This is a genomic window from Streptomyces sp. NPDC047049, assembly GCF_040643995.1.
Taxonomy (GTDB): domain Bacteria; phylum Actinomycetota; class Actinomycetes; order Streptomycetales; family Streptomycetaceae; genus Streptomyces; species Streptomyces mooreae.
The window spans coordinates 499,902-523,611 of sequence record NZ_JBEYVM010000002.1; the positions used below are offsets into that span (position 1 = coordinate 499,902).

Below are 23,710 nucleotides of genomic sequence, written 5' to 3' on the forward strand. Positions count from 1 at the left end.
AGGACTCACGCCTGATGGACGCCGCCGCTGCCGACGCCTACCTCGACCGGATCGGTGCCGTCCGCGCCGCGGCCCCGGACGCCGAGGCGTTGCGTACGCTGCACCTCAGCCATCTGCGTACCGTCCCCTTCGAGAACCTCTCCATCCACCTCGGCGAAGAGATCCTGCTCGCGGAGCAGCCGCTGCTCGACAAAATCGTCCGCGCCCGGCGGGGTGGGTTCTGTTACGAACTCAACGGCGCTTTCGCGCTGCTCCTGGGCGCGCTCGGCTATGAGGTCGAGCTGCTTTCCGGCCGCGTGTTCGACGCCGACGGGCCCGGAATCCCGTACGACCACCTCGCGCTGCGCGTACAGACGCCGAGCGGGCCATGGCTGGCGGACGTCGGCTTCGGCAGGCACAGCCACTTTCCGCTGCGCTGGGACAGCCGCGCCGAGCAGGCCGATCCCGGTGGGGTGTTCCGGATCGAGGAGACGCGGGAGGGAGACCTCGATGTCCTGAGGGACGGCGAGCCGCAGTACCGCCTCGAACAACGCCCGCGTGCCTACGCGGACTTCGAGGCCGGCTGCTGGTGGCACCGGACCTCGCCCAAGTCGCACTTCACCCGGTCCCTGGTGTGTTCACGGCTGACCGAGAGCGGCCGGGTCACGCTCTCCGGTCGTACGCTCGTGACCTCCGGGGCGGATGGTGCACGGGACGAGCGTGAGCTGGGCGAGGGAGAAGTCCTCGCCGCCTACCGGGAACACTTCGGGATCGTTCTGGAGCGGGAGCCCCGGGTCGGCGCGGTGCGGGTGCCCGGAGGCAGCGGCACTTAGGCGCGCCCCCCGCGGGCCCTGGGCCCCACGACCTCTGGCCCCGCAGGCCCTGGGTCTCACGACCTCTGGCCCCACGACCTCTGGCTCCACGGTCTCTGGCCGACACGGGCCCTGTCGTTACTCGGCCTCGCGCCAGCCCTCGTACTCCGCCGCGAGGTCGTGCAGCCGCGCCGGGTCGTGGGCGGCGTCCGGGTCTTCGACCACCACCAGCCACTGGGCGTCCTCGGCGTCGTCCTCACCGGCCAGGGCGTCCCGTACGAGCTGGGGCTCCTCGGCGACACCAAAGCGTTCGGTCAGGGCCTCGGCCACCTCCTCCGCGGCATCGCGGTCGGGCAGTACCAGGACGTGCCGGAGGTGCGGTGGGTGTGGGGCAGCATCATTCACCCGGCCATTGTCCGACACGGCGATGGCGCCACTGTCAGGCAGGGGCCCGGAGCGGCCCGGCGCAGGCACCGGAGCGGGGTCGGGTCAGGGACGGGGCGTCAGAGCGGACCGGGCCGGACCGGGCGGGGGTGTCAGTGGGGCGTGGGATGCTGGACGCGATGGCCAGGAAGACAGCTCAAGACGACCCGCTCGCCCCCGTCACGATCGCGGTGGGCCAGGAAGACCTGCTGCTGGACCGCGCGGTGCAGCAGGTGGTGGCGGCTGCCCGGGCGGCCGACGCGGACACCGATGTGCGCGACCTCACTCCCGATCAGCTCCAGCCCGGCACCTTGGCCGAGCTGACCAGCCCCTCGCTCTTCGCCGAGCGCAAGGTCGTCGTGGTGCGCGCCGCCCAGGACCTTTCCGCGGACACCATCAAGGACGTCAAGGCGTATCTCGGATCGCCCGCCGAAGAGATCACGCTGGTGCTGCTGCACGCCGGCGGCGCCAAGGGGAAGGGCCTGCTGGACGCCGCCCGCAAGGCCGGGGCGCGGGAAGTGGCCTGTCCCAAGATGACCAAGCCGGCCGACAGGCTGGCCTTCGTGCGGGGCGAGTTCCGTGCGACCGGGCGGTCGGCGACGCCCGAGGCCTGCCAGTCGCTGGTCGATGCCATCGGCAGCGACCTTCGTGAGCTGGCCTCGGCCTGTTCGCAGCTGGCCGCCGATGTCGAGGGCGCCATCGACGAGGCCGTCGTCGCGCGCTACTACACGGGCCGGGCCGAGGCATCGAGCTTCACCGTCGCGGACCGTGCCGTCGAGGGCCGGGCCGCCGAGGCGCTGGAGGCACTGCGCTGGTCCCTCGCCACCGGCGTCGCCCCCGTCATGATCACCAGCGCGCTCGCCCAAGGCGTCCGCGCCATCGGCAAACTGGCCTCCGCCCCGCGCGGCGCCCGCCCCGGCGACCTCGCCCGCGACCTGGGCATGCCGCCCTGGAAGATCGACCGGGTACGACAGCAGATGCGCGGTTGGTCGGCGGACGGCGTGGCCACGGCGCTGCGCGCGGTGGCAGCGGCCGACGCGGGGGTGAAGGGCGGCGGGGACGATCCGGCGTACGCCCTGGAGAAGGCCGTCGTGGCAATTGCCCGGGCGGCCCGTTCGCGGTGACCCCCGGCCCCTCGCTGTCGGCGAGGGTGTTCAGCGGCGCGCTCAGATCCTGTGCGGTGTCGTCGGAGGCGGCGATGGCGTCGGGGTCGGCGCCGGCATCGGTATGGCGTCCGTGTGGGCGTCGGTATTGGCGTTCCGCGTCCGCGTTGGTGTCGGTATTGGCGTCGGCGTCGGACCGTGGGCAGGCCAGACCGTCATCGAAGACGATGGCCGGCGTGATCAGTGCCCTGGGCGCAGTCGCCTGAGAGTTTCCGTCGCGCTGGTCTTCAGCATCGTGGCCACTTCGGTGGCGGTCGGCTGCTTGCCGCTGTCGCTGCCACTGCCGCTGCTCGACGCATAGCTCGACCACGTCGACTGGTACGTCATCCAGCCGTCCCGGACGCCGAGGATCACATACGAGCTGCTGCTCGTGCTGCCGTCGTCCTTCCGGGTCACCAGGTAGGCCTCGTCGCCGAGCCCCGGTACGGCCTCGACCCGGTAGCCGACCGAGGTGTCCTGCTTCTCGTACGAGCGGTAGCCGTCGGCGAACTCCGGCGTCGGGTCGGTCTGTTTGTGCAGCGTGGCGGTGTTGTAGAGCCAGGTGGAGGAGTAGGCGGAGGTGCTTGCGCCGTCCTGCTCGAACGAGATGTTGCACGTCATCGTGTCCAGCGACTTCAGCTGGGCGCCGCTGTGCTGCGGATTGGCGTCCTTCGAGGCCGTACCGGTGCTTGCCTTGGTCTTGTAGCGGGCGTCCTCGAAGGGGGCCATCGCGGTGTCCGCACACAGATCGCTCGTGTAGGCGTAGCCCGCGAGGTCGGGGCCGGGCTCGGAGGAGAAACCCCCGGTGGCGAACAACAGCGAGGCCCAGATCGCGGACGCGGCGACCACCCCGCCGACGGCCCAGAGCCAGCCGGACGGGCCACGGCCCGCGCCCCCGGGTGCGGCGACGGGTGCCCACGCGGGTGGCCCTGTGGGCGGAGCGGGTACGCCGGGCGCGGGATAGCCGTATCCGCCGGTCTGTCCCGGAGGTATGGCCTGCTGTGGGTAGGGGTTCTCCGGTGCGTGGGAATTCTCCGGTGCGTGGGAATTCTGTGATGCCTGGGGATTCTGCGGTGCGTGGGGATTCTGCGGTGCGTAGGGATTCTGCTGTGCGGACACCGGATTCTGGGGTGTCGGCACCGGATTCTGGGGTGCGGGCACCTGGCCGTATGGGTTCGGCTGCGGCTGGGCGTACGGATTGTTCTGGTCCCCCGAAACAGACATGGCCGCAGCGTAGCGGACCCCGCGGAAAGCGAACCCGGTTCTGCGGCACGGAATTTCCCCCATGGTGAGCGGACCGAAATGCTGCCCCATTCACCCTCACCCGTAAGCTCACGCCACCTTCGCCCCTGCCGCGAGCCCGGGATCTGTCGCCTCAACTGCCCCAAAGCGCTACCCCCGCAGCAATGGCACCGCAGTAGAGACGCCGCAGCAGGAGCCCGGCGACGGAACGCCACCATGTATTCCGCCGTCCACGCCTCTTCGCAACAGAACACCACAAGAATCTTCGTAAACAACCCCCTGCAAAGAGCCCTCCCAGCGATCCCTCCCAGTGCCCCCCAAAGAAACCTCGAAAGGGAACTCCAGCGAATGAACTCGGAAGGGAACTCCAACGAAAGAAAGCCCCGCCTCACCCCCGGGGAAGGGGTGAGGCGGGGCCTCCGTATCAAGCTGTTGCGGCCTGGTCGGCGGAGCGCGCCGAGCGGGCCGGGTGTGCCGCACCCGCGTGGCGAACGCAGGCCGTGTGCGGCACGGTGGTGCATCGGTCAGGGAGCGGAGAGAGGGGCCGCTGGGTCCCCGTCGACAGGGGTACTGCGGGTACTGCGGGTGGAGGAAGACCAGGCCTGGACCGGCCGGTGACCTCCTCCGGCGGAAGGTCAGGCCTTGAGGGACGCGACCTTCTTCGCCAGCGCCGACTTCTTGTTGGCGGCGGCGTTCTTGTGGATGACACCCTTGCTGACGGCCTTGTCGAGCTTCTTGGCAGCCTCGGCCTGGGCGGTGGCGGCCTTCTGCAGGTCACCGGCCTCCACGGCCTCGCGGGTGCGACGGATCGCGGTCTTCAGAGTGGACTTGACAGCCTTGTTGCGCTGACGAGCCTTCTCGTTGGTCTTGATCCGCTTCATCTGGGACTTGATGTTCGCCACGAAAGAGCCTTTTCAGGTTCGTTGGAGTTTCGAGTGGCGCCTCGTACGAGAGAGGGCACGAAGCGCAGTGGACCAGGCTACCAGCAGGGTCTACGGCCACCCAAACCGGACCGCTGCCCTCGCCCGAACCGGACCGGGCCCCTCGGTCATGGGACGATGGGGGAGACGTCATATACCCGAGTCCCGCCTACCCGCGTTCACTGAATGGACCCTGCGTGCCCGCGACCCCTACGAACGTGCCGGAGCCGAGCCGTACCGATCCGGCCCTCCTCCGTAACTTCTGCATCATCGCGCACATCGACCACGGCAAGTCGACGCTCGCCGACCGGATGCTCCAGATCACCGGTGTCGTCGACCAGCGGCAGATGCGCGCGCAGTACCTCGACCGCATGGACATCGAGCGCGAGCGTGGCATCACGATCAAGTCCCAGGCGGTCCGGCTGCCCTGGGACCCCACCGAGGGTGAAGAGGGAAGTGGGACGACCCACATCCTGAACATGATCGACACCCCCGGCCACGTCGACTTCACCTACGAGGTCTCGCGCTCGCTCGCCGCGTGCGAGGGCTGCATCCTCCTCGTCGACGCCGCCCAGGGCATCGAGGCCCAGACCCTCGCCAACCTCTACCTGGCGATGGAGCACGACCTCACGATCATTCCCGTCCTCAACAAGATCGACCTGCCGGCCGCCCAGCCGGAGAAGTTCGCCGCCGAGCTGGCCAATCTGGTCGGCTGCGAGCCCGAGGACGTGCTGCGGGTCTCGGCCAAGACCGGCGTCGGCGTGGCCGAGCTGCTGGACAAGGTCGTCCGCGAGGTGCCGGCCCCGGTCGGCGTCAAGGACGCCCCCGCCCGCGCGATGATCTTCGACTCGGTCTACGACGCCTACCGCGGTGTCGTGACCTACGTGAAGGTCGTCGACGGCACGCTCGGCAAGCGCGAGCGCATCAGGATGATGTCCACCGGCGCCGCTCACGAGCTGCTGGAGATCGGCACGAACTCGCCCGAGATGAAGGCGGCCGACGGGCTGTCCGTCGGTGAGGTGGGCTACCTGATCACCGGTGTGAAGGATGTCCGGCAGTCCAAGGTGGGTGACACGATCACCCAGCTGAACAAGGGAGCCGAGGAGCCGCTGGGCGGCTACAAGGACCCCAAGCCGATGGTGTTCTCGGGGCTGTATCCGCTGGACGGCTCGGACTACCCCGAGCTGCGCGACGCCCTCGACAAGCTGCAGCTCAACGATGCCGCGCTGGTCTACGAGCCGGAGACCTCCGCGGCTCTGGGCTTCGGCTTCCGCGTCGGCTTCCTGGGGCTGCTGCACCTGGAGGTCATCCGCGAGCGCCTGGAGCGCGAGTTCGGCCTCGATCTGATCGCCACCGCACCGAACGTGGTCTACCGCGTCGACATGGAGGACGGGGCCGAGCACGAGGTCACCAACCCGAGCGAGTTCCCGACCGGCAAGATCGACAAGGTGCACGAGCCGGTCGTCCGGGCCACGATCCTGGCGCCGAGCGAGTTCATCGGCGCGATCATGGAGCTGTGCCAGAACCGCCGCGGCAACCTCCTCGGCATGGACTACCTCTCCGAGGACCGGGTCGAGATCCGCTACACCCTCCCGCTCGCCGAGGTCGTCTTCGACTTCTTCGACCAGCTCAAGTCCAAGACCCGCGGCTACGCCTCGCTGGACTACGAGCCCACCGGCGAGCAGATCGCCGACCTGGTGAAGGTCGACATCCTGCTGCACGGCGACAAGGTCGACGCGTTCTCCGCGATCTGCCACAAGGACAAGGCGTACGCGTACGGCGTGCGGCTGGTCGCCAAGCTGCGGGAGCTGATCCCGCGGCAGAGCTTCGAGGTGCCGATCCAGGCCGCCATCGGCAGCCGGGTCATCGCCCGTGAGACGGTCCGCGCCATCCGCAAGGACGTCCTCGCCAAGTGCTACGGCGGCGACATCTCCCGTAAGCGGAAGCTGCTGGAGAAGCAGAAGGAAGGCAAGAAGCGGATGAAGATGGTCGGCAGCGTGGAGGTCCCCCAGGAGGCCTTCATCGCGGTGCTGTCCTCGGACTCCGACGGCGACGCGAAGTCGAAGAAGTAGGAAGAAGCAGGCGGAAGAAGGCGGAAGGCAGGGCGCGGGTCCCCGGGCAGGGGGCCGGTGCCCTGTCGGCTTTCCTCCGGGGACCGGCCGCCGGCGGTCCGGTTCCCGGTCCCCGGTGGCCCGCTGCGGACGCGCGCCGCGGCCCCTATCGGACATTGCGCGTGCTACGTACACCTATCGCACTGGTCACATCCTTAACCAGTCGGTCGTAGCCTCTTACGCGTCGGCGCCTCGCGCTCTAGTCTGATCACTGCTCAAAGGTTACTCGCGAGTCACCAGCATCGAAGCGGGCCCCGGAGGACGCCGTGACGGACACCCACACGCTGATCGAAAACCGGCCGCCCTCGGTGGCGCATCTCTTCCTGGAGCGGGTCGCGGCCACGCCCGATATCGAGGCCTATCGCTATCCGGTCCCGGCCTCGGGACCGGGACCGGACGACTGGAAGTCGATCAGCTGGGCGCAGGCCGCGGAACGGGTCTACGCCGTGGCCGCCGGGCTCATGGCGCTCGGCATACTGCCCGAGGAGCGGGTGGCGCTGGCAGCCAGTACCCGCGTCGAGTGGATCCTCGCCGACCTCGGCGTGCTCTGCTCCGGCGCCGCCACCACCACGGTCTACCCCAGCACCAACGCCGAGGAGACCGCCTACATCCTGGCCGACTCCGGCAGCCGGGTGCTGATCGCGGAGGACGCCGGACAGCTCGCCAAGGCGCGCGAGCGGCGCGCCGAGCTGCCCGAGCTGGCGCATGTCGTCGTCATCGACGAGGCGGGCGCGGAGCCCGCCGAGGGCGATCCGGAGGGCTGGGTGCTCACCCTGGCCGAGCTGGAGAAGCGCGGCACCGCCTATCTGGAGGACCACCCGGACTGCGTCAGGGAGCGGGTCGCCGCACTGCGCGCCGACCAGCTGGCCACATTGATCTACACCTCCGGGACCACCGGCCGCCCCAAGGGCGTACAGCTCCCGCACGACTGCTGGGCGTACATGGCGCGGGCGATCCCGGCCACCGGCATGGTCACCGAGGAGGACGTGCAGTACCTCTGGCTGCCGCTGGCGCACGTCTTCGGCAAGGTGCTCACCGCGGGCCAGATCGCGGCCGGCCATGTGATCGCCGTGGACGGCCGGGTCGATAAGATCATCGAGAATCTGCCGGTCGTCCGGCCCACATACATGGCGGCGGTGCCGCGGATCTTCGAGAAGGTCTACAACGGTGTCGCGGCCAAGGCCCGGCAGGGCGGCGGCGCCAAGTACAAGATCTTCCAGTGGGCGGCCGACGTGGCCCGCGAGTACGCCAAGGTCTCGCAGGACAACTTCCGCCGCACCGGCAACGCCTCGGTGCCCTTCGCGCTCGGCGCCAAGCACCGGATCGCCGATGCCCTCGTCTACGCCAAACTGCGGGAGGCGTTCGGCGGCCGGCTGCGCGCTGCGGTCTCCGGCTCGGCCGCGCTCTCCCCGGAGATCGGCTACTTCTTCTCCGGCGCCGGTATCCACATCCTGGAGGGCTACGGCCTGACGGAGTCCAGCGCCGCCAGCTTCGTCAACCCCGGCGAGGCCTACCGCACCGGCACGGTCGGCAAGCCGCTGCCCGGCACCGAGGTGCGGATCGCCGAGGACGGCGAGATCCTGCTGCGCGGCCCCGGCATCATGCAGGGCTACCACGGCCTGCCGGACAAGACCGCCGAGGTGCTGGAGGAGGACGGCTGGTTCCACACCGGTGACATCGGCGAGCTCTCCCCGGACGGCTATCTGCGGATCACCGACCGCAAGAAGGACCTGATCAAGACCTCGGGCGGTAAGTACATCGCGCCCGCCGAGGTCGAGGGCCAGTTCAAGGCGGTCTGCCCGTTCGTCTCCAATGTGCTGGTGCACGGCGCCAACCGGAACTTCTGCACCGCCCTGATCGCCCTCGACGAGCCGACGATCATGACCTGGGCCAAGGAGCACGGTCTGGAGGGCAAGACGTACGCCGAGGTCGTCGCGACCGCGCAGGCCCGCGAACTGATCGACGGCTATGTCGAGCGGGTCAACGAGGGGCTGCAGCGCTGGCAGCAGATCCGCAAGTTCCGGCTGCTGCCGCGTGACCTGGACATCGAGCACGGCGAGGTGACTCCGAGCCTCAAGGTCAAGCGGCCGGTGGTGGAGCGGGTGTTCAAGGACCTGATCGACGAGATGTACGCGGGGACGCGCGAGGCGTAGCCGCAACGAGGACACGGCGGTACGGGGCGGGTCGGCGCGTCCCGTACCGCCGGGCTCGTGCGGGTCGCGGCGGCGGGGCGTCGCGCCCTTACGGGCCGGCGCGTTCCCGCCCGTACGGGGGTGCCGCATGCCGCCGCGCCCGTACGGGTGAAGACGGCGGCCGGCGGGAACCGCGGCCGCCGTCGGGGTGTCCCTACAGGTACCCCGGGCGCCGCTTGGTGCGCGTCGGCCAACTCCCTCGGTGCGTCAGCCGAATTGGCCGCCGTGACCACCCACTTCTGTGACTCCGTGCTTATGGCTGCGCTCGTTCTGTCACTCTGTCGTTGGCGCATCCGGCGCTGTAGCGGAGCTGGTCGGGAGTTGCTCAATGCGGACGACAACTTCGTCGCCACGGGACGACGGTGTCACGGCGACGCGCAGGGCGAGGGCGGGCGGGGCCCGTGGCGGACCCGCGGCCGGGCCTGCCGAGGGGGCCGTGGCCCGTTCCCGGTGGGCCAGCCTGCCCGGTGATCCGCAGGCCGCTGCCGCCGCCCGCCGCTTCGTCCGGGCCGCCTTCGCCGACTGGGCCGACCAGGGGCTGGCCGGCGCGGAGAGCCTGACCGGCCGGCTCGCGGACGAAGCGGTGTTGCTGGTCAGCGAGTTGGTGACGAACGCGGTGGTGCACGCGGGCACCACCGTCGAGCTGCGCTGCCGCCTGGAGCCGGAGCGGGAGCCGGGCGCGGAATCCCCGGGGAGCCGGAGCGGGGAGCCCCATGAGGGCCGGAGCGGTGAGTCCCGCGGGAGCCGGAGCGGGCAGCCGTACCCGGCGCCGCTCGCGTACGCCCCCGGCGCGGGCCTCGACGGCACACCCGGCACCGGCCCCGACGGCCCAGCCGGCCCCGGCCTCGTCATCGAGGTCTCCGACCACCACCCCGCCCAGCCGGTCCGCGCCCCCGAGGACAGCGCCGCCGCCGAGAACGGCGGCCACGGCCTCCAGCTGATCAGCGCCGTCGCCGAATCCTGGGGCATCACCTACCGCCGGGCCATGAAGACCGTCTGGTTCCGGCTGCCCGTCGGCGCCCGGGACGGCGCCGGGCCCGAGCCGGAGCTCGCCTTCGACGGCCAGTTGCTGCGGCACGGACTGCGGGCCGCCGAGCTGCTGGCCCCGGCGCCGCGCCGCTCCGCCCGGCCCGACCACGAGGCCGGCTGGGTCGACAACGGCGCCCTCTCCTTCCTCGCCGAGGCCTCCGACCTGCTCTCCGGCCAGCTCGACGCCGATCAGGTCGCCTCGCTCGCCGCCCAGTTGATCGTGCCGCGGCTCGCCGAATGGTGCGCGGTGTGGCTCTACGACGGCGACAGCGGCGCCCCCGGCCGGGGCATCGCCGCCGACGGCGAGGAACAGCGGCTCGCCCGCGTCTGGCACGCCTCCGAGAGCCGGATCGACGCGCTGCGCACGGCGCTGGAGAAGCAGCCGCCGGAGCTGCCGGACGGCGCCTCGCCCAGCGGTGCGCCCGGCGCGGCCCCCTGGCCCTGGCCGTACGAACCGGGCGGCTACGGGCCGGGCGGCGCCGCGCTCGCCTGCCCCCTGGTCGCGGGAGGCCGCCGCCTCGGCACCCTGCTGCTCGGCCGGAGCGGGCTGCTGCGCTTCCCCGACGAGGTGGTCGGGCTGATCGAGGACCTGGGCCGCCGGGTCGCCCGCGCCGTCGCCACCGCCCGCGCCTACAGCCGCCAGGAGCGCATCAGCCAGGTCCTGCAGCGCCGGCTGCTGCCGCGCGGGCGGGCGCAGGTGCCCGGCGTGGAGTCGGCGGTGGTCTACGAACCGCGCGAGGGCGCCTGGGCGGGCGGCGACTTCTGGGACCTCTTCGACGCCGGGGACGGCCGCTGGTGCTTCGCCCTCGGCGACGTCTGCGGCAGCGGCCCCGAGGCGGCCGCGGTGACCGGGCTGGCCCGCCCGGTGCTGCGGCTGCTGGCCCGGGACGGCTTCGGGGTGGCCGCGGTGCTCGACCGGCTGAACAAGACCATGGCACGGGAGGCCGCCGACTCGGTCGCGGCGGTCGCGGCGGCGGTGGCGGCGGCCGGCGCCGGTGCGGAGGCCCCGGTCGAGATCCGTGAGGAGGGCGAACAGGCCCGCTTCCTGTCCCTGCTCTACGGCGAGATCGTCCCGTACCCCGGCGGCTCCGGCGGCGCCCGCTGCACCCTCGCCAGCGCCGGCCACCCGCTGCCGCTGGTGCTGGGCACGGACGGCCGGGTCCGGGTCGTCGCGGCGCCGCAGATGCTGCTGGGAGTGGTGGAGGACGCCGCGTACGTCAGCGAATCGTTCGACCTCTGCCCGGGTGAAACGCTTCTGTGCGTCACGGACGGGGTGACCGAGCGGCGCTCGGGACGGCGGCTCTTCGACGACGAGGACGGTCTGGCCCTCACCCTCGCCGCGGGCGCCGGCCTGGGCGCCACCGCCCTCGCCGACCACATCCGCAACACCGTCCACGCCTTCGGCCCGGTCCCGCCCGACGACGACCTGGCCCTGCTGGTCCTCCAGGCGGCCGGGCCGGGGGAGTCATAGGCCCGGGGTGCCGTAGGCCGGGGGCGGCGTGGGTCCGGGGTGCCGTAGGGCACACCGGGCCCGGGTCGGCACCGCCCCGCCATGACGGACAATGGTTCCCATGCCTTCCGCACTGCCCGATGGTGAGCCGATGCCCGAGGACGGGGCGCTGCCCGGTCATACGCCGGCGGCCGCCGCCGGCCGGCCCCTGGGCTTCTATCTGCATGTGCCGTACTGCGCGACCCGCTGCGGCTACTGCGACTTCAACACCTACACCGCGAGCGAGCTGCGCGGCTCCGGCGGCGCCCTGGCCTCCCGCGACAACTACGCCGACACCGTCGTGGACGAGATCCGGCTGGCCCGCAAGGTGCTGGGCGACGACCCGCGCCCCGTCGAGACGGTCTTCGTCGGCGGCGGCACCCCGACCCTGCTGCCCGCGGCGGATCTCGGCCGGATGCTGGCCGCGATCCGCGAGGAGTTCGGCCTGGCGCCGGGCGCGGAGATCACCACCGAGGCCAACCCGGAGTCCGTCGGCCCCCGCTACCTCGACGGGCTGCTCGCGGGCGGCTTCAACCGCGTCTCCTTCGGCATGCAGAGCGCCCGGCAGCACGTCCTGAAGATCCTCGACCGTACCCACACCCCCGGCCGTCCCGAGGCCTGCGTCGCCGAGGCCCGCGCGGCCGGCTTCGACCACGTCAACCTCGACCTGATCTACGGCACCCCCGGTGAGACCGACGACGACTGGCGCGCCTCCCTGGATGCCGTGATCGGGGCCGGCCCCGACCATGTCTCCGCCTACGCCCTGATCGTCGAGGAGGGCACCCAGCTGGCCCGCCGGATCCGCCGCGGCGAGGTGGCGATGACCGACGACGACGTCCACGCCGACCGCTACCTCATCGCCGACGAACGCCTCGCCGCGGCCGGTTTCCGCTGGTACGAGGTCTCCAACTGGGCCACCACCGACGCCGCCCGCTGCCGCCACAACGAGCTGTACTGGACCGGCGCCGACTGGTGGGGCGCGGGCCCCGGCGCCCACAGCCACGTCGGCGGCGTCCGCTGGTGGAACGTCAAACACCCCGGCGCCTACGCCCAGGCCCTCTCCGAAGGCCGCTCCCCGGGCGTCGGCCGCGAACTCCTCACGGACGAGGACCGCCGGGTCGAACGCATCCTCCTGGAACTGCGGCTGGCGGACGGCTGCCCCCTGGACATCCTGGCCCCGGCGGGGGCGCGGGCGGCGTCCCGCGCCTTGGAGGACGGCCTGCTGGAGGCCGGTCCGTACGGCCGTGGGCGGGCTGTCCTGACACTCCGGGGGCGGCTGCTGGCGGATGCGGTGGTGCGGGATCTGGTGGACTGATCACTCGGCCGGGGGATCCCGTCCCGAGGCCCGGCCCACCCGGCCACGCCGTCCCTAGGCTGCAGGCGGTACCCCTGCACGCAAAGACAGTTGGGCGGTTGGCCACAGTGCATGATCAGCACATCGAGGAGTACTTCGCGGCGTTCGAGCCGCCGGAGGGGCTGCGGGCGGAGCTCCTGCGCCGGGAGATCCTGCTGACCGGCGGGACGGATATCGTCCACAACACGATCGTCAGCGAGGTGACGGGCCAGATTCCGCACGACCGCTGGCACAGGTTCGCGACCCAGCACGTCTCGTTCCCGGGGGAGCTCAGCAAGCCCCAGCCCGACCTCGTGGTGCTGGAGTGCGGAAGGGGCGAGGGTTCCGGATGGCTCGTACCCGCCTCGGACGTGACGCTGTTGGCCGAGGTGGTTTCCCTGCGCAGCGCTGACCGTGACTACGGCTTGAAGCGCTCGGTTTACGCCGCCGGGAGCGTCCCCGGGTATCTGATCATCGACCCGTACGACGCCCGCTGCGTACTGCTGACGGAACCGGGCGGCGCGGGAGAGGACGCCGACTACGAGGTGCAGCGCACCGTCCCGTTCGGTGTTGCGCTCCGCGTCGACACCCTCGGCATCACGCTGGACACCTCCCGGTTCGGCACTCTTCCTGCCGTCACCCGCCACCGCCGGCCGTGACGAAGTCGATCAGCTCCTCCACCCGCCCCAGCAGCGCCGGCTCCAGGTCCTTGTAGGAGCGCACGCAGGACAGGATGCGCTGCCAGGCGGCGCCCGTGTTCTCCGGCCAGCCCAGCGCCCGGCACACCCCGGTCTTCCAGTCCTGCCCGTGCGGAACGGACGGCCAGGCCGCGATCCCGACCGAGGACGGCTTCACCGCCTCCCAGATGTCGATGTAGGGGTGGCCCACCACCAGCGCATGGTCCCCGGTCACCCCGGCCGCGATGCGCGACTCCTTCGAGCCGGGTACGAGATGGTCGACGAGGACGCCGAGGCGGGCGTCCGGGCCGGGGGCGAAGCCGCGGACGATCGCCGGCAGGTCGTCGATGCCCTCCAGGTACTCCACGACCACGCCCTCGATGCGCAGGTCGTCGCCCCACACCCGCTCCACCAGCTCGGCGTCGTGCCGGCCCTCCACATAGATGCGCCCGGCGCGGGCGACCCGTGCGCGGGCGCCGGGCACGGCGAGTGATCCCGATGCCGTACGCGCCGGCGCGGCGGGCGCCGGCCGGTCCTGGGGGCGTACGAGCGTGACCACCCGCCCCTCCAGGAGGAAGCCGCGCGGCTCCATGGGGAAGACCCGGTGCTTGCCGAAGCGGTCCTCCAGGGTGACCGTCGGGCCCTGCGCCGTCTTCTCGCAGCGGATCACGGCGCCGCAGAAGCCCGAGGTGACCTCCTCGACGACCAGATCGGGCTCGGCCGGCACCTCGGGCGCGGGCCGCTGCTTCTTCCACGGTGGGGTGAGGTCCGGGCTGTAGTGCCTGTTCTGCATCGTGTGGGGCCTGTTCCGTCGGGAGGGGGCGGGCAGGGGGTCAGGAGCGGGGTCAGGAAGGCGCCACGCCGAAGCGGGCCGCCAGGGCGTCGCGTTGGGCGCGGACGAAGCGGGCGTCCACCACGGCGCCATGGCCGGGAACGTACCGCGCCTCCTCGCCGCCGAGGGCCAGCAGCCGGTCCAGCGCGCCGGGCCACTGCCGCGGCAGGGCGTCGGGGCCCGCCTGGGGTTCGCCGGACTCCTCGACCAGGTCACCGCAGAAGACGATCTCCGGCTCGCCGCCCCGGCCCGGTACCAGGACCGCCAGATCGTGGGCGGTGTGCCCGGGGCCGACATTGGCGAGCAGCACCTGCCGGTCGCCCAGCTCGACGGTCAGCTGGCCGTGCACCTGGTGGTGCGGGGCGACGAGCAGATCGGCGGCCTCCGCGGCGGCGTCCCGCGCGACGCCGTGCCGGATCGCGTCGTGCCGCAGCTCGTCCTTGCCGCGGCGCAGCAGCTCGCCCAGTCCGGCCGCCCCGAACACCGCGACGCCCGCGAAGGCGGCCGTGCCCAGCACATGATCGAAGTGGGGGTGGGTGAGCGCGATATGCGTCACGTCCCGGCCCAGCACCCCGCGGATCGTCCGGCGCAGATCCGCGCCGTCGCGCAGGGTCGCGCCGGTGTCGACGATCATCACCCCGGTGCTCCCCGCGATCACCCCGATCGTCTCGTCCCAGCCCGGCATCCGGCGCCTGGCGACACCGTCACCGAGCCGTTCCCAGCCGGCCTCTTCCCAAGCAGTACGCATACCGAGACGCTAGCGCCATCGCGATAGCGTTGCCCGACAGATCGGCCGATCACGGTCATCGGACGGGTACTCCGCGCGCCCGCCCTTGCCGCGCCCGTGCTACCCGGCCGTACACTGGCTCAAGGTCTGGCACTCGGCCCGTGTGAGTGCCAGGAGAAACGAAGCGGCGGACGGCCGGACTGGAGGTGCGCGGGATGCTCAGTGAACGCAGGCTGGAGGTGCTGCGCGCCATCGTCCAGGACTACGTCGGGACGGAGGAGCCGGTCGGCTCCAAGGCGCTCACCGAACGCCACCGGCTCGGGGTCTCCCCGGCCACCGTCCGCAACGACATGGCGGTCCTGGAGGACGAGGGGTTCATCGCCCAGCCGCACACCAGCGCCGGGCGGATCCCGACCGACAAGGGCTACCGCCTGTTCGTCGACAAGCTGGCCGGCGTCAAGCCGCTGTCCAGCCCGGAGCGGCGGGCCATCCAGAACTTCCTGGACGGCGCCGTCGACCTCGACGACGTGGTGGGCCGCACGGTCCGGCTGCTGGCGCAGCTGACCCGGCAGGTCGCCGTCGTGCAGTACCCGTCCCTGACCCGGTCCACGGTCCGGCACGTCGAGCTGCTGGCCCTGGCCCCGGCCCGGCTGATGCTCGTACTGATCACGGACACCGGCCGGGTCGAGCAGCGGCTCATCGACTGCCAGGCACCGTTCGGCGAAACCTCCCTGGCGGATCTGCGGGCCCGGCTCAACAGCCGGGTCGTCGGCCGCCGGTTCGCGGATGTGCCGCAGTTGGTGCAGGATCTTCCGGAGTCCTTCGAGCAGGACGACCGCGGCACGGTCTCGACAGTGCTGTCGGTGTTGCTGGAAACTCTGGTGGAAGAGACCGAAGAGCGCCTGATGATCGGCGGCACCGCCAATCTCACGCGCTTCGGACACGATTTCCCCCTGACCATCCGGCCGGTGCTGGAAGCCCTTGAGGAGCATGTGGTGATGCTCAAGCTGCTCGGGGAGGCCAAGGACTCGGGCATGACCGTACGCATCGGGCATGAGAATGCCCATGAAGGCCTGGCGTCCACATCGGTCGTCACGGTCGGCTACGGTTCGGGCGACGAGGCAGTCGCCAAACTCGGCGTGGTCGGACCGACCCGCATGGACTACCCCGGAACGATGGGAGCGGTACGCGCAGTGGCACGTTACGTCGGACAAATCCTCGCGGAGTCGTAAGTGGCCACGGATTACTACTCGGTCCTCGGCATCGGCCGCGACGCCTCGCAGGACCAGATCAAGAAGGCCTTCCGCCGGCTGGCGCGCGAGCTGCACCCGGACGTGAACCCGGATCCGAAGACCCAGGAGCGGTTCAAGGAGATCAACGCCGCTTACGAGGTGCTGTCGGACCCGCAGAAGAAGCAGGTCTACGACCTCGGCGGGGACCCCCTCTCGCAGGCCGGCGGCGGCCAGGGCGCGGGCGGCTTCGGTGCGGGCTTCGGCAACTTCTCCGACATCATGGACGCCTTCTTCGGCACCGCGTCGCAGCGCGGACCGCGCTCGCGCACCCGCCGTGGCCAGGACGCCATGATCCGGCTCGACATCGAGCTGAACGAAGCCGCCTTCGGCACCACCAAGGACATCCAGGTCGACACCGCCGTCGTCTGTACGACCTGCAGCGGTGAGGGCGCGGCCCCCGGCACCTCGGCGCAGACCTGCGACATGTGCCGCGGCCGCGGTGAGGTCTCCCAGGTCACCCGGTCCTTCCTCGGCCAGGTCATGACGTCCAGGCCGTGCCCGCAGTGCCAGGGCTTCGGCACGGTCGTGCCGACGCCGTGCCACGAGTGCGCCGGCGACGGCCGGATCCGCTCGCGCCGCACGCTCACCGTCAAGATCCCGGCCGGTGTCGACAACGGCACCCGCATCCAGCTCGCGGGCGAGGGCGAGGTCGGCCCCGGCGGCGGCCCCGCCGGTGATCTCTACGTGGAGATCCACGAGGTCGCGCACTCGGTCTTCCAGCGGCGCGGCGACGATCTGCACTGCACGGTCACCATTCCCATGACGGCGGCGGCGCTGGGCACGAAGTGCCCGCTGGAGACGCTGGACGGCGTGGAGGAGATCGATGTCCGGCCCGGTACCCAGTCCGGCCAGTCGATTCCGCTGCACCAGCGCGGCGTGACCCATCTGCGCGGCGGCGGCCGGGGCGACCTCATCGTCCACGTCGAGGTGCAGACACCGTCCAAGCTCGACCCCGACCAGGAAGATCTGCTGCGGCGGCTGGCCAAGCTCCGCGGGGAGGAGCGGCCCACGGGGCAGTTCCAGCCCGGACAGCAGGGTCTCTTCTCGCGTCTGAAGGATGCGTTCAACGGGCGATAGCCCCAGGTGAGCCCGGGGGCCGCAGCCGTTCCACCCGGCGGCGCGGCGGCCTCGGCCCCGGTTCGGAACGGTGCGGTGGGCGTGACACGATGTGCTCATGCCCACCGCACTGACCGATCTCTGCCGCCATCCGATCGTGCAGGCCCCGATGGCGGGAGGCGGCTCCGGACCGGAGCTGGCCGCCGCCGTCTGCGGCGCCGGCGGCCTCGGCTTCCTCGCCGCCGGCTACAAAACCGCCGACGGCATGTACCAGGAGATCAAACAGCTGCGGTCGCTGACCGACCGGCCCTTCGGCGTCAACCTCTTCATGCCGCAGCCCTCGCTGGCCGACGGCTCCGTCGTCGAGGTCTACCGCGAACAACTCGCGGGCGAGGCCGCCTGGTACGAGACCGAGCTCGGTGACACCGACGGCCCCATCGACGACGGCTACGAGGCCAAGCTCGCGACCCTGCGGGACGATCCGGTGCCGGTGGTGTCCTTCACCTTCGGCTGCCCCTCGCGCGCCGTCCTCGACTCCTTCGCCGCGGTCGGCACGTACACGGTCGTCACGGTCACCACCGCCGCCGAGGCGCAGGCCGCCCAGTGGTCGGGCGCCGACGCGGTGTGCGTGCAGGGCGTGGAGGCCGGCGGCCACCAGGGCACCCACCGGGACGATCCGCATGCGGACGGGACCGGCTCGGGGCTGGGGCTGCTGGCGCTGCTCGGCCAGGTCCGTGAGGCCGTGCAGATCCCGGTGATCGCCGCGGGCGGGCTGATGCGCGGGGCGCAGATCGCGTCGGTGCTGGCCGCCGGGGCGAGCATGGCGCAGCTGGGCACCGCTTTCCTCGCCACCCCCGAATCGGGCGCCAACCCGCTGCACAAGCAGGCGCTGACCAACCCGCTGTTCACGCATACCGAGCTGACCCGGGCGTTCTCCGGGCGGCCCGCCCGCGGACTGGTCAACCGCTTCCTGCGCGAGCACGGCCCGTATGCCCCGGCCGCCTACCCCGCCGTCCACTACCTCACTTCCACGGTGCGCAAGGCCGCGGCCAAGGCGGGCGACGCGCAGGGCATGAGCCTGTGGGCCGGCCAGGGGCACCGGCTGGCGCGGGAGCTGCCCGCCGGGCGGCTCGTGGACGTACTGGCGGTCGAACTGGACGCGGCGCGCGCCGCGTTGAGCCGCCCACGCGCCGGCGGCGCCGCATGACCGCTCCGGTGTTCCTCGTCGATTCGCTCGCGGACGTACGGGCCGGCGGCACGCTGACCCTGGACGGCCCCGAGGGCCGGCACGCGGTGTCGGTGCGCCGGCTGCGGGCCGGCGAGGAGGTCGTCCTGACGGACGGCCACGGCACCGGCGCGCACGGCACGGTCGCCGCCGTCGAGGGCAAGGACCGGCTCACCGTCGCGGTCGCCGAACTGCGCACCGAGGCGTCGCCGGACCCCACCATCACCGTCGTCCAGGCGCTCCCCAAGGGCGACCGCGGCGAGCTGGCCGTCGAGACGATGACCGAGACCGGTGTGGACGCCATCGTGCCCTGGGCGGCGGCGCGTTGCGTCACCCAGTGGAAGGGTGAGCGGGCCGCCAAGTCACTGGGCAAATGGCGTGCCACGGCCCGTGAGGCGGGCAAGCAGTCGCGCCGGCTGACCTTCCCCGAGGTCGCGGACCCGCTGACCACCAAGCAGGTGGCCACCCTGCTCGCCGACGCCGACTTCGCCGCCGTCCTCCACGAGGAGGGCAGCTCCCCGCTCGCCACCGCAGAACTCCCCGCCGAGGGCCGGATCGTGCTCGTCGTCGGGCCGGAAGGCGGGGTCTCCCCGGAGGAGCTGACCCTCTTCGCCGAGGCGGGCGCCAGGCCCTACCGCCTGGGCACGACCGTGCTGCGCACCTCCACGGCGGGCACCGCGGCCACGGCGCTGCTGCTGGGGCGCACCGGGCGCTGGAGCTAGGGAGACGCGTTCCCCGGCCTTCGGGGTGACGGGCGCTCCCGTGCGGTGTGCGGCCGGGCCGGCGCGGGGACCGCGCGGCGTGGGGTGGGGTGGGCGCCCGGGTACGGCCTGCCCGGTAGCATCCGAGGCCGTGCGCACCGTGCGCAGGACGGATGACCCGGAAGGAGCCACCGGTGGCGGGAGAACCGCAGGCCGACTGCCTGTTCTGCAAGATCGTGGCGAAGGAGGTTCCGGCGACGATCGTCCGGGAGACCGACACCACCGTCGCGTTCCGCGACATCAACCCCCAGGCGCCCACCCACGTCCTGGTGATCCCCAAGGCGCACTACCCGGACGCGGCGAGCCTGGCCGCCGCCGAACCGCAGATCATCGCCGACATACTGCGCGAGTCCCGCGAGGTCGCCGCCGAGGACAAGGTCGAGGACCGGGGCTACCGGGTCGTCTTCAACACCGGCGCCGGAGCGGGCCAGACCGTCTTCCACGCCCACCTGCACGTGCTCGGTGGCCGCGGCCTGCAGTGGCCCCCCGGATAACGCACCGTGTCCGTACGTGAATTGGTGGTCCTGGGCACCGCGAGCCAGGTGCCCACGCGGCACCGCAACCACAACGGCTACGTGCTGCGGTGGGACGGCCAGGGGCTGCTCTTCGACCCCGGCGAGGGAACGCAGCGGCAGATGCTGCGCGCCGGGGTCGCCGCCCACGACCTCCACCGGATCTGTGTCACGCACTTCCACGGCGACCACTCGCTCGGCCTGGCCGGGGTGATCCAGCGGATCAACCTCGACCGGGTGCCGCACCCGGTCACCGCCCACTACCCGGCCAGCGGCGAGCACTTCTTCGAGCGGCTGCGCTATGCCACCGCGTACCGGGAGACGGTCCGGCTGGTCCAGCGGCCGGTGGCCGTGGACGGGGAGCTGGAGCGCTCGGCGGCGTACGTCCTGGAGGCGCGCAAGCTCTCGCACCCGGTCGAGTCGTACGGCTACCGGCTCATCGAACCGGACGCGCGCCGGATGCTGCCGGAGCGGCTGGCGGCGCACGGCATCGCCGGACCGGACGTCGGGCGCCTGCGGCGGCTCGGCGAGCTGAACGGCGTCACCCTCGACGAGGTGAGCGAGCGGCGTCCCGGCCAGCGCTTCGCGTTCGTCATGGACACCCGGCTGTGCGACGGCGTCCATGCGCTCGCCGAGGGGGCGGACATGCTGGTGATCGAGTCGACGTTCCTGGACGAGGACGTCCAGCTGGCCACCGACCACGGACACCTGACCGCCGGGCAGGCGGCGCGGGTCGCGGCGTCGGCGGGGGTGCGGCACCTCGTGCTGACGCACTTCTCGCAGCGCTACGACGACCCCGCCGAGTTCGAGCGGCAGGCCCGCGAGGCGGGCTTCACGGGCGAGCTGACCATCGCCAGGGACCTGATGCGGGTGCCGGTGCCCAAGCGGCGCTGAACGCCCGGCGGAGGTCCGTCCGCCGGGCGTGCGCCGTGCCGCGGGGAGCGTGCGCCGCGCCCCGCCGGGCGTGCGACCCCTGCTTACGGCAGGAAGTACATCGGGTTCGGCAGCTTGAACGTCCGGTCCCCGGCGCCGCCGTTCAGATCGCTGTACTGGTCACCGAAGTTGGCGACGACGCGGTAGCCGAGGGATTCGATGTGCTTGCGGGTGCCCGACTTGTACTCGACCGTCGTGCAGGTGGCGCCGCAGGGCAGGTAGGCCGGCGGGTGCTCCTTGTTCTTCAGGTAGACGTGCCCGGCGTCCAGGGGCACGTCGTAGCCGACGTTCTTGAGGTTGCGCACGCTCCAGTCGCGCTGAGCCTCCTTGCGGCCGGTCAGGAAGAACACCTCGGCGCCCTTGGCGTGCGCCCAGTTGACCAGCCGGTTCATGCCGAAGACGGGGTCCATGTCGTGGTGGGCCAGGTACTTGTCCTGGCTCTCCTCGGTGTAGTGGAAGCCGACCTGGAGCTCGTAGTTGTAGGTGAGCAGGGTCGTGTCGTCCATGTCGAGGACGATGGCCGGCTTGGGCTGCTTGCCCTGCTTGCCCGTCCGGCCCTGCTGCGCAAGGGCCTTGGACAGGTAAGTGCGGGCCTTGGCCTCGATGCCGCGGACCTGGCGGGCGTAGTTGCTGTGCGGGGAGGCGTAGTGCTCGCCGTCCGCCGTCACCGTGTCGCCGTAGTACGCCTTGATCTTGTCCTGCACCTGCGTGAGGTTGGGGATCTCCTTGTCGGTGCGCGGCACGGAGTGTTCGGCGGTGGCCTGGCCTATGCCGAAGACCGCGGTGCCGGTGACGAGAGCGGCGACCGTCGCGGCGCCGAGCCGGGCCCTTCGGGTGAGGGCGGGGCGGAAACGGGCGGGGCGGGGCATGCGCGGCTCCTTGGGAGGCATCAGTGGACTTCGTAGGTCTAACAGAGCATCAAGTCGGTATCTACGCGCGAAGATTCAACGCTTGGTAAAGGCTCATGGGCACTGGCCGTGGAGATCGCCGCGGTCCGGACGCCGGCCTGGCGGCGGAGGGCACCCGAGAGGGCGCGCGGCCGGCGGCCCCGGGCCGGAGATCACGGACCCGGCCGTGGTCCTGTGCGGGGTGGCCCGGCACGCGTACGGTGAGGCACGGATCGGTGGCGGTGCGCCACAGTGGTCCCGTACGTGATCTTTGAAAGGGGCTGTTCCGATGGCACAGGAAGTGCGCGGCGTGATCGCGCCGGGGAAGAACGAACCGGTCCGGCTGGAGACCGTCCTGGTGCCGGATCCGGGCCCCGGCGAGGCCGTGGTGAAGATCCAGACGTGCGGGGTGTGCCACACCGATCTGCACTACAAGCAGGGCGGCATCAACGACGACTTCCCGTTCCTGCTCGGACACGAGGCCGCCGGCGTCGTGGAGTCGGTCGGCGCCGGGGTCACCGATGTGGCCCCGGGGGACTTCGTCGTCCTGAACTGGCGGGCGGTGTGCGGCCAGTGCCGCGCCTGCCTGCGGGGCCGCCCCCAGTACTGCTTCGACACCCACAACGCCCGGCAGAAGATGACGCTGAAGGACGGCACGGAGCTGTCCCCGGCGCTGGGCATCGGCGCCTTCGCCGACAAGACGCTGGTCGCCGCCGGACAGTGCACGAAGGTCGACCCCCGGGTGGCGCCCGAGACGGCCGGACTGCTGGGCTGCGGGGTGATGGCAGGCATCGGCGCCGCGATCAACACCGGAGGCGTCGGGCGGGGCGACTCGGTCGCGGTCATCGGCTGCGGCGGCGTCGGCGACGCGGCCGTGGTGGGCGCGCGGCTGGCCGGTGCGGTCACGATCGTCGCTGTGGACATCGACGACCGGAAGCTGGAGACCGCGCGCTCCATGGGTGCCACCCACACGGTCAACTCCCGTACCACCGACCCCGTCGAGGCGATCCGCGAACTGACCGGCGGCTTCGGCGCGGATGTCGTCATCGACGCGGTCGGCCGCCCCGAGACCTACCGGCAGGCGTTCTACGCCCGCGATCTGGCCGGGACCGTCGTCCTGGTCGGCGTCCCCACCCCGGAGATGACCCTGGAACTGCCCCTCCTGGACGTCTTCGGGCGCGGCGGTGCGCTCAAGTCCTCCTGGTACGGCGACTGTCTGCCCTCCCGCGACTTCCCGATGCTGGTCGATCTGCATCTGCAGGGCCGGATCGACCTGGGGGCGTTCGTGACCGAGACCATCGGCATCGAGGACGTGGAGCAGGCCTTCGCGCGGATGGAGTCGGGCGATGTCCTGCGTTCGGTGGTGACGCTCTGATGGCGGCCCGCATCGACCACCTGGTCACCTCCGGAACCTTCTCCCTCGACGGCGGCACCTGGGACGTCGACAACAACGTATGGATCGTCGGCGACGACGACGAGGCGATCGTGATCGACGCCTCCCATGACGCCGACGCCATCCTCGAAGCCCTCGGTGGCCGGACGCTGCGCGCGATCGTCTGCACCCATGGGCACGACGACCACATCGACGCGGCCCCGGCGCTGGCCTCCCGCACCGGCGCCCGGATCCATCTGCACCCCGCCGACCTGCCGTTGTGGAAGATGACCCACGCGGACACGGCGCCGGACGCGGAGCTGGCGGACGGCCAGGTGCTGACCATCGCCGGAACGGATCTGACCGTGCTGCACACCCCGGGCCACGCGCCCGGCGCGGTCTGCCTCTACGCCCCCGACCTGGGCACCGTCTTCACCGGCGACACCCTCTTCCAGGGCGGCCCCGGCGCCACCGGCCGGTCCTTCTCGGACTCCCCGACGATCGTGGCCTCGATCCGGGACCGGCTGCTGACCCTGCCGCCCGCGACCCAGGTCCGCACCGGACACGGCGACCCGACGACGATCGGGGCGGAGGCCCCGCATCTGGACGAGTGGATCAAGCGGGGGCACTGAGGGGCGCGGGGCCATTAAGGGGAGGGGCGGCCGTATCCCGTAAGGGTTGCGGAGGCCCCTTGCGGGCCACAACGTGGGGGAAGCGGAGGGTATTCCGGCGGAGGACAGAGGGTGTTCCGCTCCCGGCCTCCG

At 71.8% G+C, this 23,710-nt stretch carries 21 protein-coding genes; 15 read left to right on the top strand and 6 right to left on the bottom strand.

Features of this window, described 5'->3' with window-relative positions:
• Window positions 1-14: 14 nt before the first annotated feature.
• Window positions 15-812: an arylamine N-acetyltransferase gene (locus ABZ851_RS06245; RefSeq protein WP_361122842.1), complete on the top strand. Its 798-nt coding sequence runs from the start codon at window positions 15-17 to the stop codon at window positions 810-812.
• Between the two features lie 117 nt (window positions 813-929).
• On the opposite strand, the gene ABZ851_RS06250 is transcribed toward ABZ851_RS06245, so the two are convergent.
• Window positions 930-1,196, bottom strand: coding sequence for a hypothetical protein (locus tag ABZ851_RS06250; RefSeq protein WP_093493720.1), 267 nt, complete (start codon window positions 1,194-1,196; stop codon window positions 930-932).
• 158 nt (window positions 1,197-1,354) lie between these two features.
• Between ABZ851_RS06250 and holA the strand changes: the two genes are divergently transcribed.
• The gene (holA, locus tag ABZ851_RS06255) at window positions 1,355-2,338 is read left to right on the top strand and encodes a DNA polymerase III subunit delta (protein ID WP_361122844.1); all 984 of its coding nucleotides are present in this window, start codon (window positions 1,355-1,357) and stop codon (window positions 2,336-2,338) included.
• A gap of 219 nt (window positions 2,339-2,557) precedes the next feature.
• On the opposite strand, the gene ABZ851_RS06260 is transcribed toward holA, so the two are convergent.
• Together ABZ851_RS06260 and rpsT are read right to left on the bottom strand one after the other, a co-directional pair.
• Window positions 2,558-3,580: a hypothetical protein gene (locus ABZ851_RS06260; RefSeq protein ID WP_361122846.1), complete on the bottom strand. Its 1,023-nt coding sequence runs from the start codon at window positions 3,578-3,580 to the stop codon at window positions 2,558-2,560.
• A gap of 653 nt (window positions 3,581-4,233) precedes the next feature.
• On the bottom strand, window positions 4,234-4,500 hold the full coding sequence (gene rpsT, locus ABZ851_RS06265) for a 30S ribosomal protein S20 (protein ID WP_093492649.1): 267 nt from the start codon (window positions 4,498-4,500) through the stop codon (window positions 4,234-4,236).
• A gap of 215 nt (window positions 4,501-4,715) precedes the next feature.
• Here rpsT and lepA point away from each other — a divergent pair, with 215 nt between their 5' ends.
• The 5 genes from lepA (at window position 4,716) to ABZ851_RS06290 (ending at window position 13,331) form a co-directional block, all read left to right on the top strand.
• Window positions 4,716-6,590, top strand: a complete 1,875-nt coding sequence (lepA, locus tag ABZ851_RS06270; protein ID WP_088797614.1) for a translation elongation factor 4 — start codon at window positions 4,716-4,718, stop codon at window positions 6,588-6,590.
• A gap of 305 nt (window positions 6,591-6,895) precedes the next feature.
• The gene (locus ABZ851_RS06275) at window positions 6,896-8,782 is read left to right on the top strand and encodes an AMP-binding protein (RefSeq protein WP_336049036.1); all 1,887 of its coding nucleotides are present in this window, start codon (window positions 6,896-6,898) and stop codon (window positions 8,780-8,782) included.
• 367 nt (window positions 8,783-9,149) lie between these two features.
• Window positions 9,150-11,321, top strand: coding sequence for an ATP-binding SpoIIE family protein phosphatase (locus ABZ851_RS06280; RefSeq protein ID WP_361122851.1), 2,172 nt, complete (start codon window positions 9,150-9,152; stop codon window positions 11,319-11,321).
• A 100-nt stretch (window positions 11,322-11,421) separates the two neighbouring features.
• The gene (hemW, locus tag ABZ851_RS06285; protein WP_361122853.1) at window positions 11,422-12,654 is read left to right on the top strand and encodes a radical SAM family heme chaperone HemW; all 1,233 of its coding nucleotides are present in this window, start codon (window positions 11,422-11,424) and stop codon (window positions 12,652-12,654) included.
• Window positions 12,655-12,761: 107 nt separating this feature from the next.
• Window positions 12,762-13,331, top strand: coding sequence for a Uma2 family endonuclease (locus tag ABZ851_RS06290; RefSeq protein ID WP_361123756.1), 570 nt, complete (start codon window positions 12,762-12,764; stop codon window positions 13,329-13,331).
• Here the strand turns inward: ABZ851_RS06290 and ABZ851_RS06295 are convergent.
• Window positions 13,309-14,142, bottom strand: a complete 834-nt coding sequence (locus ABZ851_RS06295; RefSeq protein ID WP_361122856.1) for a DUF3097 domain-containing protein — start codon at window positions 14,140-14,142, stop codon at window positions 13,309-13,311. The two genes, ABZ851_RS06290 and ABZ851_RS06295, sit on opposite strands and share 23 nt — an antisense overlap.
• Window positions 14,143-14,194: 52 nt before the next feature.
• Window positions 14,195-14,929: an MBL fold metallo-hydrolase gene (locus ABZ851_RS06300; RefSeq protein WP_361122859.1), complete on the bottom strand. Its 735-nt coding sequence runs from the start codon at window positions 14,927-14,929 to the stop codon at window positions 14,195-14,197.
• 194 nt (window positions 14,930-15,123) lie between these two features.
• On the opposite strand from ABZ851_RS06300, the gene hrcA reads away from it, so the two are divergent.
• From hrcA to ABZ851_RS06330, 6 genes are all read left to right on the top strand, one after another.
• Window positions 15,124-16,140 (top strand): heat-inducible transcriptional repressor HrcA, encoded by a 1,017-nt coding sequence (gene hrcA / locus ABZ851_RS06305; protein WP_311623693.1) that lies wholly within the window; start codon window positions 15,124-15,126, stop codon window positions 16,138-16,140.
• Entirely contained in the window at window positions 16,141-17,277 is a 1,137-nt protein-coding gene (gene dnaJ, locus ABZ851_RS06310) for a molecular chaperone DnaJ (RefSeq protein ID WP_336049031.1), read from the top strand.
• A 97-nt stretch (window positions 17,278-17,374) separates the two neighbouring features.
• Window positions 17,375-18,463 (top strand): nitronate monooxygenase, encoded by a 1,089-nt coding sequence (locus tag ABZ851_RS06315; protein ID WP_361122863.1) that lies wholly within the window; start codon window positions 17,375-17,377, stop codon window positions 18,461-18,463.
• On the top strand, window positions 18,460-19,203 hold the full coding sequence (locus ABZ851_RS06320; RefSeq protein ID WP_093492653.1) for a 16S rRNA (uracil(1498)-N(3))-methyltransferase: 744 nt from the start codon (window positions 18,460-18,462) through the stop codon (window positions 19,201-19,203). Before ABZ851_RS06315 ends, ABZ851_RS06320 begins: the two co-directional genes overlap by 4 nt.
• Before the next feature lie 173 nt (window positions 19,204-19,376).
• A complete protein-coding gene (locus tag ABZ851_RS06325) occupies window positions 19,377-19,736 on the top strand; it encodes a histidine triad nucleotide-binding protein (protein ID WP_361122867.1) in 360 nt (119 codons plus the stop codon).
• Between the two features lie 6 nt (window positions 19,737-19,742).
• Window positions 19,743-20,648, top strand: a complete 906-nt coding sequence (locus ABZ851_RS06330; protein ID WP_361122870.1) for a ribonuclease Z — start codon at window positions 19,743-19,745, stop codon at window positions 20,646-20,648.
• An 83-nt stretch (window positions 20,649-20,731) separates the two neighbouring features.
• Here the strand turns inward: ABZ851_RS06330 and ABZ851_RS06335 are convergent, their stop codons facing one another.
• Complete coding sequence (locus ABZ851_RS06335; RefSeq protein WP_336049027.1) at window positions 20,732-21,556, bottom strand: HAD family acid phosphatase; 825 nt, start codon at window positions 21,554-21,556, stop codon at window positions 20,732-20,734.
• Window positions 21,557-21,863: 307 nt separating this feature from the next.
• Between ABZ851_RS06335 and ABZ851_RS06340 the strand changes: the two genes are divergently transcribed.
• Window positions 21,864-22,949: an S-(hydroxymethyl)mycothiol dehydrogenase gene (locus ABZ851_RS06340; RefSeq protein WP_361122873.1), complete on the top strand. Its 1,086-nt coding sequence runs from the start codon at window positions 21,864-21,866 to the stop codon at window positions 22,947-22,949.
• Window positions 22,949-23,578, top strand: coding sequence for an MBL fold metallo-hydrolase (locus tag ABZ851_RS06345; protein WP_361122876.1), 630 nt, complete (start codon window positions 22,949-22,951; stop codon window positions 23,576-23,578). The genes ABZ851_RS06340 and ABZ851_RS06345 overlap by 1 nt, the downstream gene beginning before the upstream one ends.
• Window positions 23,579-23,710 lie beyond the last annotated feature (132 nt).

Coding starts and splice junctions, on each gene's coding strand:
- ABZ851_RS06245 (WP_361122842.1), top strand. CDS start 15: ATGGACGCCGCCGCTGCCGACGCCTACCTCGACCGGATCGGTGCCGTC.
- holA (WP_361122844.1), top strand. CDS start 1,355: ATGGCCAGGAAGACAGCTCAAGACGACCCGCTCGCCCCCGTCACGATC.
- ABZ851_RS06260 (WP_361122846.1), bottom strand. CDS start 3,580: ATGTCTGTTTCGGGGGACCAGAACAATCCGTACGCCCAGCCGCAGCCG.
- ABZ851_RS06280 (WP_361122851.1), top strand. CDS start 9,150: ATGCGGACGACAACTTCGTCGCCACGGGACGACGGTGTCACGGCGACG.
- hemW (WP_361122853.1), top strand. CDS start 11,422: ATGCCTTCCGCACTGCCCGATGGTGAGCCGATGCCCGAGGACGGGGCG.
- ABZ851_RS06295 (WP_361122856.1), bottom strand. CDS start 14,142: ATGCAGAACAGGCACTACAGCCCGGACCTCACCCCACCGTGGAAGAAG.
- ABZ851_RS06300 (WP_361122859.1), bottom strand. CDS start 14,929: ATGCGTACTGCTTGGGAAGAGGCCGGCTGGGAACGGCTCGGTGACGGT.
- hrcA (WP_311623693.1), top strand. CDS start 15,124: ATGCTCAGTGAACGCAGGCTGGAGGTGCTGCGCGCCATCGTCCAGGAC.
- ABZ851_RS06315 (WP_361122863.1), top strand. CDS start 17,375: ATGCCCACCGCACTGACCGATCTCTGCCGCCATCCGATCGTGCAGGCC.
- ABZ851_RS06320 (WP_093492653.1), top strand. CDS start 18,460: ATGACCGCTCCGGTGTTCCTCGTCGATTCGCTCGCGGACGTACGGGCC.
- ABZ851_RS06335 (WP_336049027.1), bottom strand. CDS start 21,556: ATGCCCCGCCCCGCCCGTTTCCGCCCCGCCCTCACCCGAAGGGCCCGG.
- ABZ851_RS06340 (WP_361122873.1), top strand. CDS start 21,864: ATGGCACAGGAAGTGCGCGGCGTGATCGCGCCGGGGAAGAACGAACCG.
- ABZ851_RS06345 (WP_361122876.1), top strand. CDS start 22,949: ATGGCGGCCCGCATCGACCACCTGGTCACCTCCGGAACCTTCTCCCTC.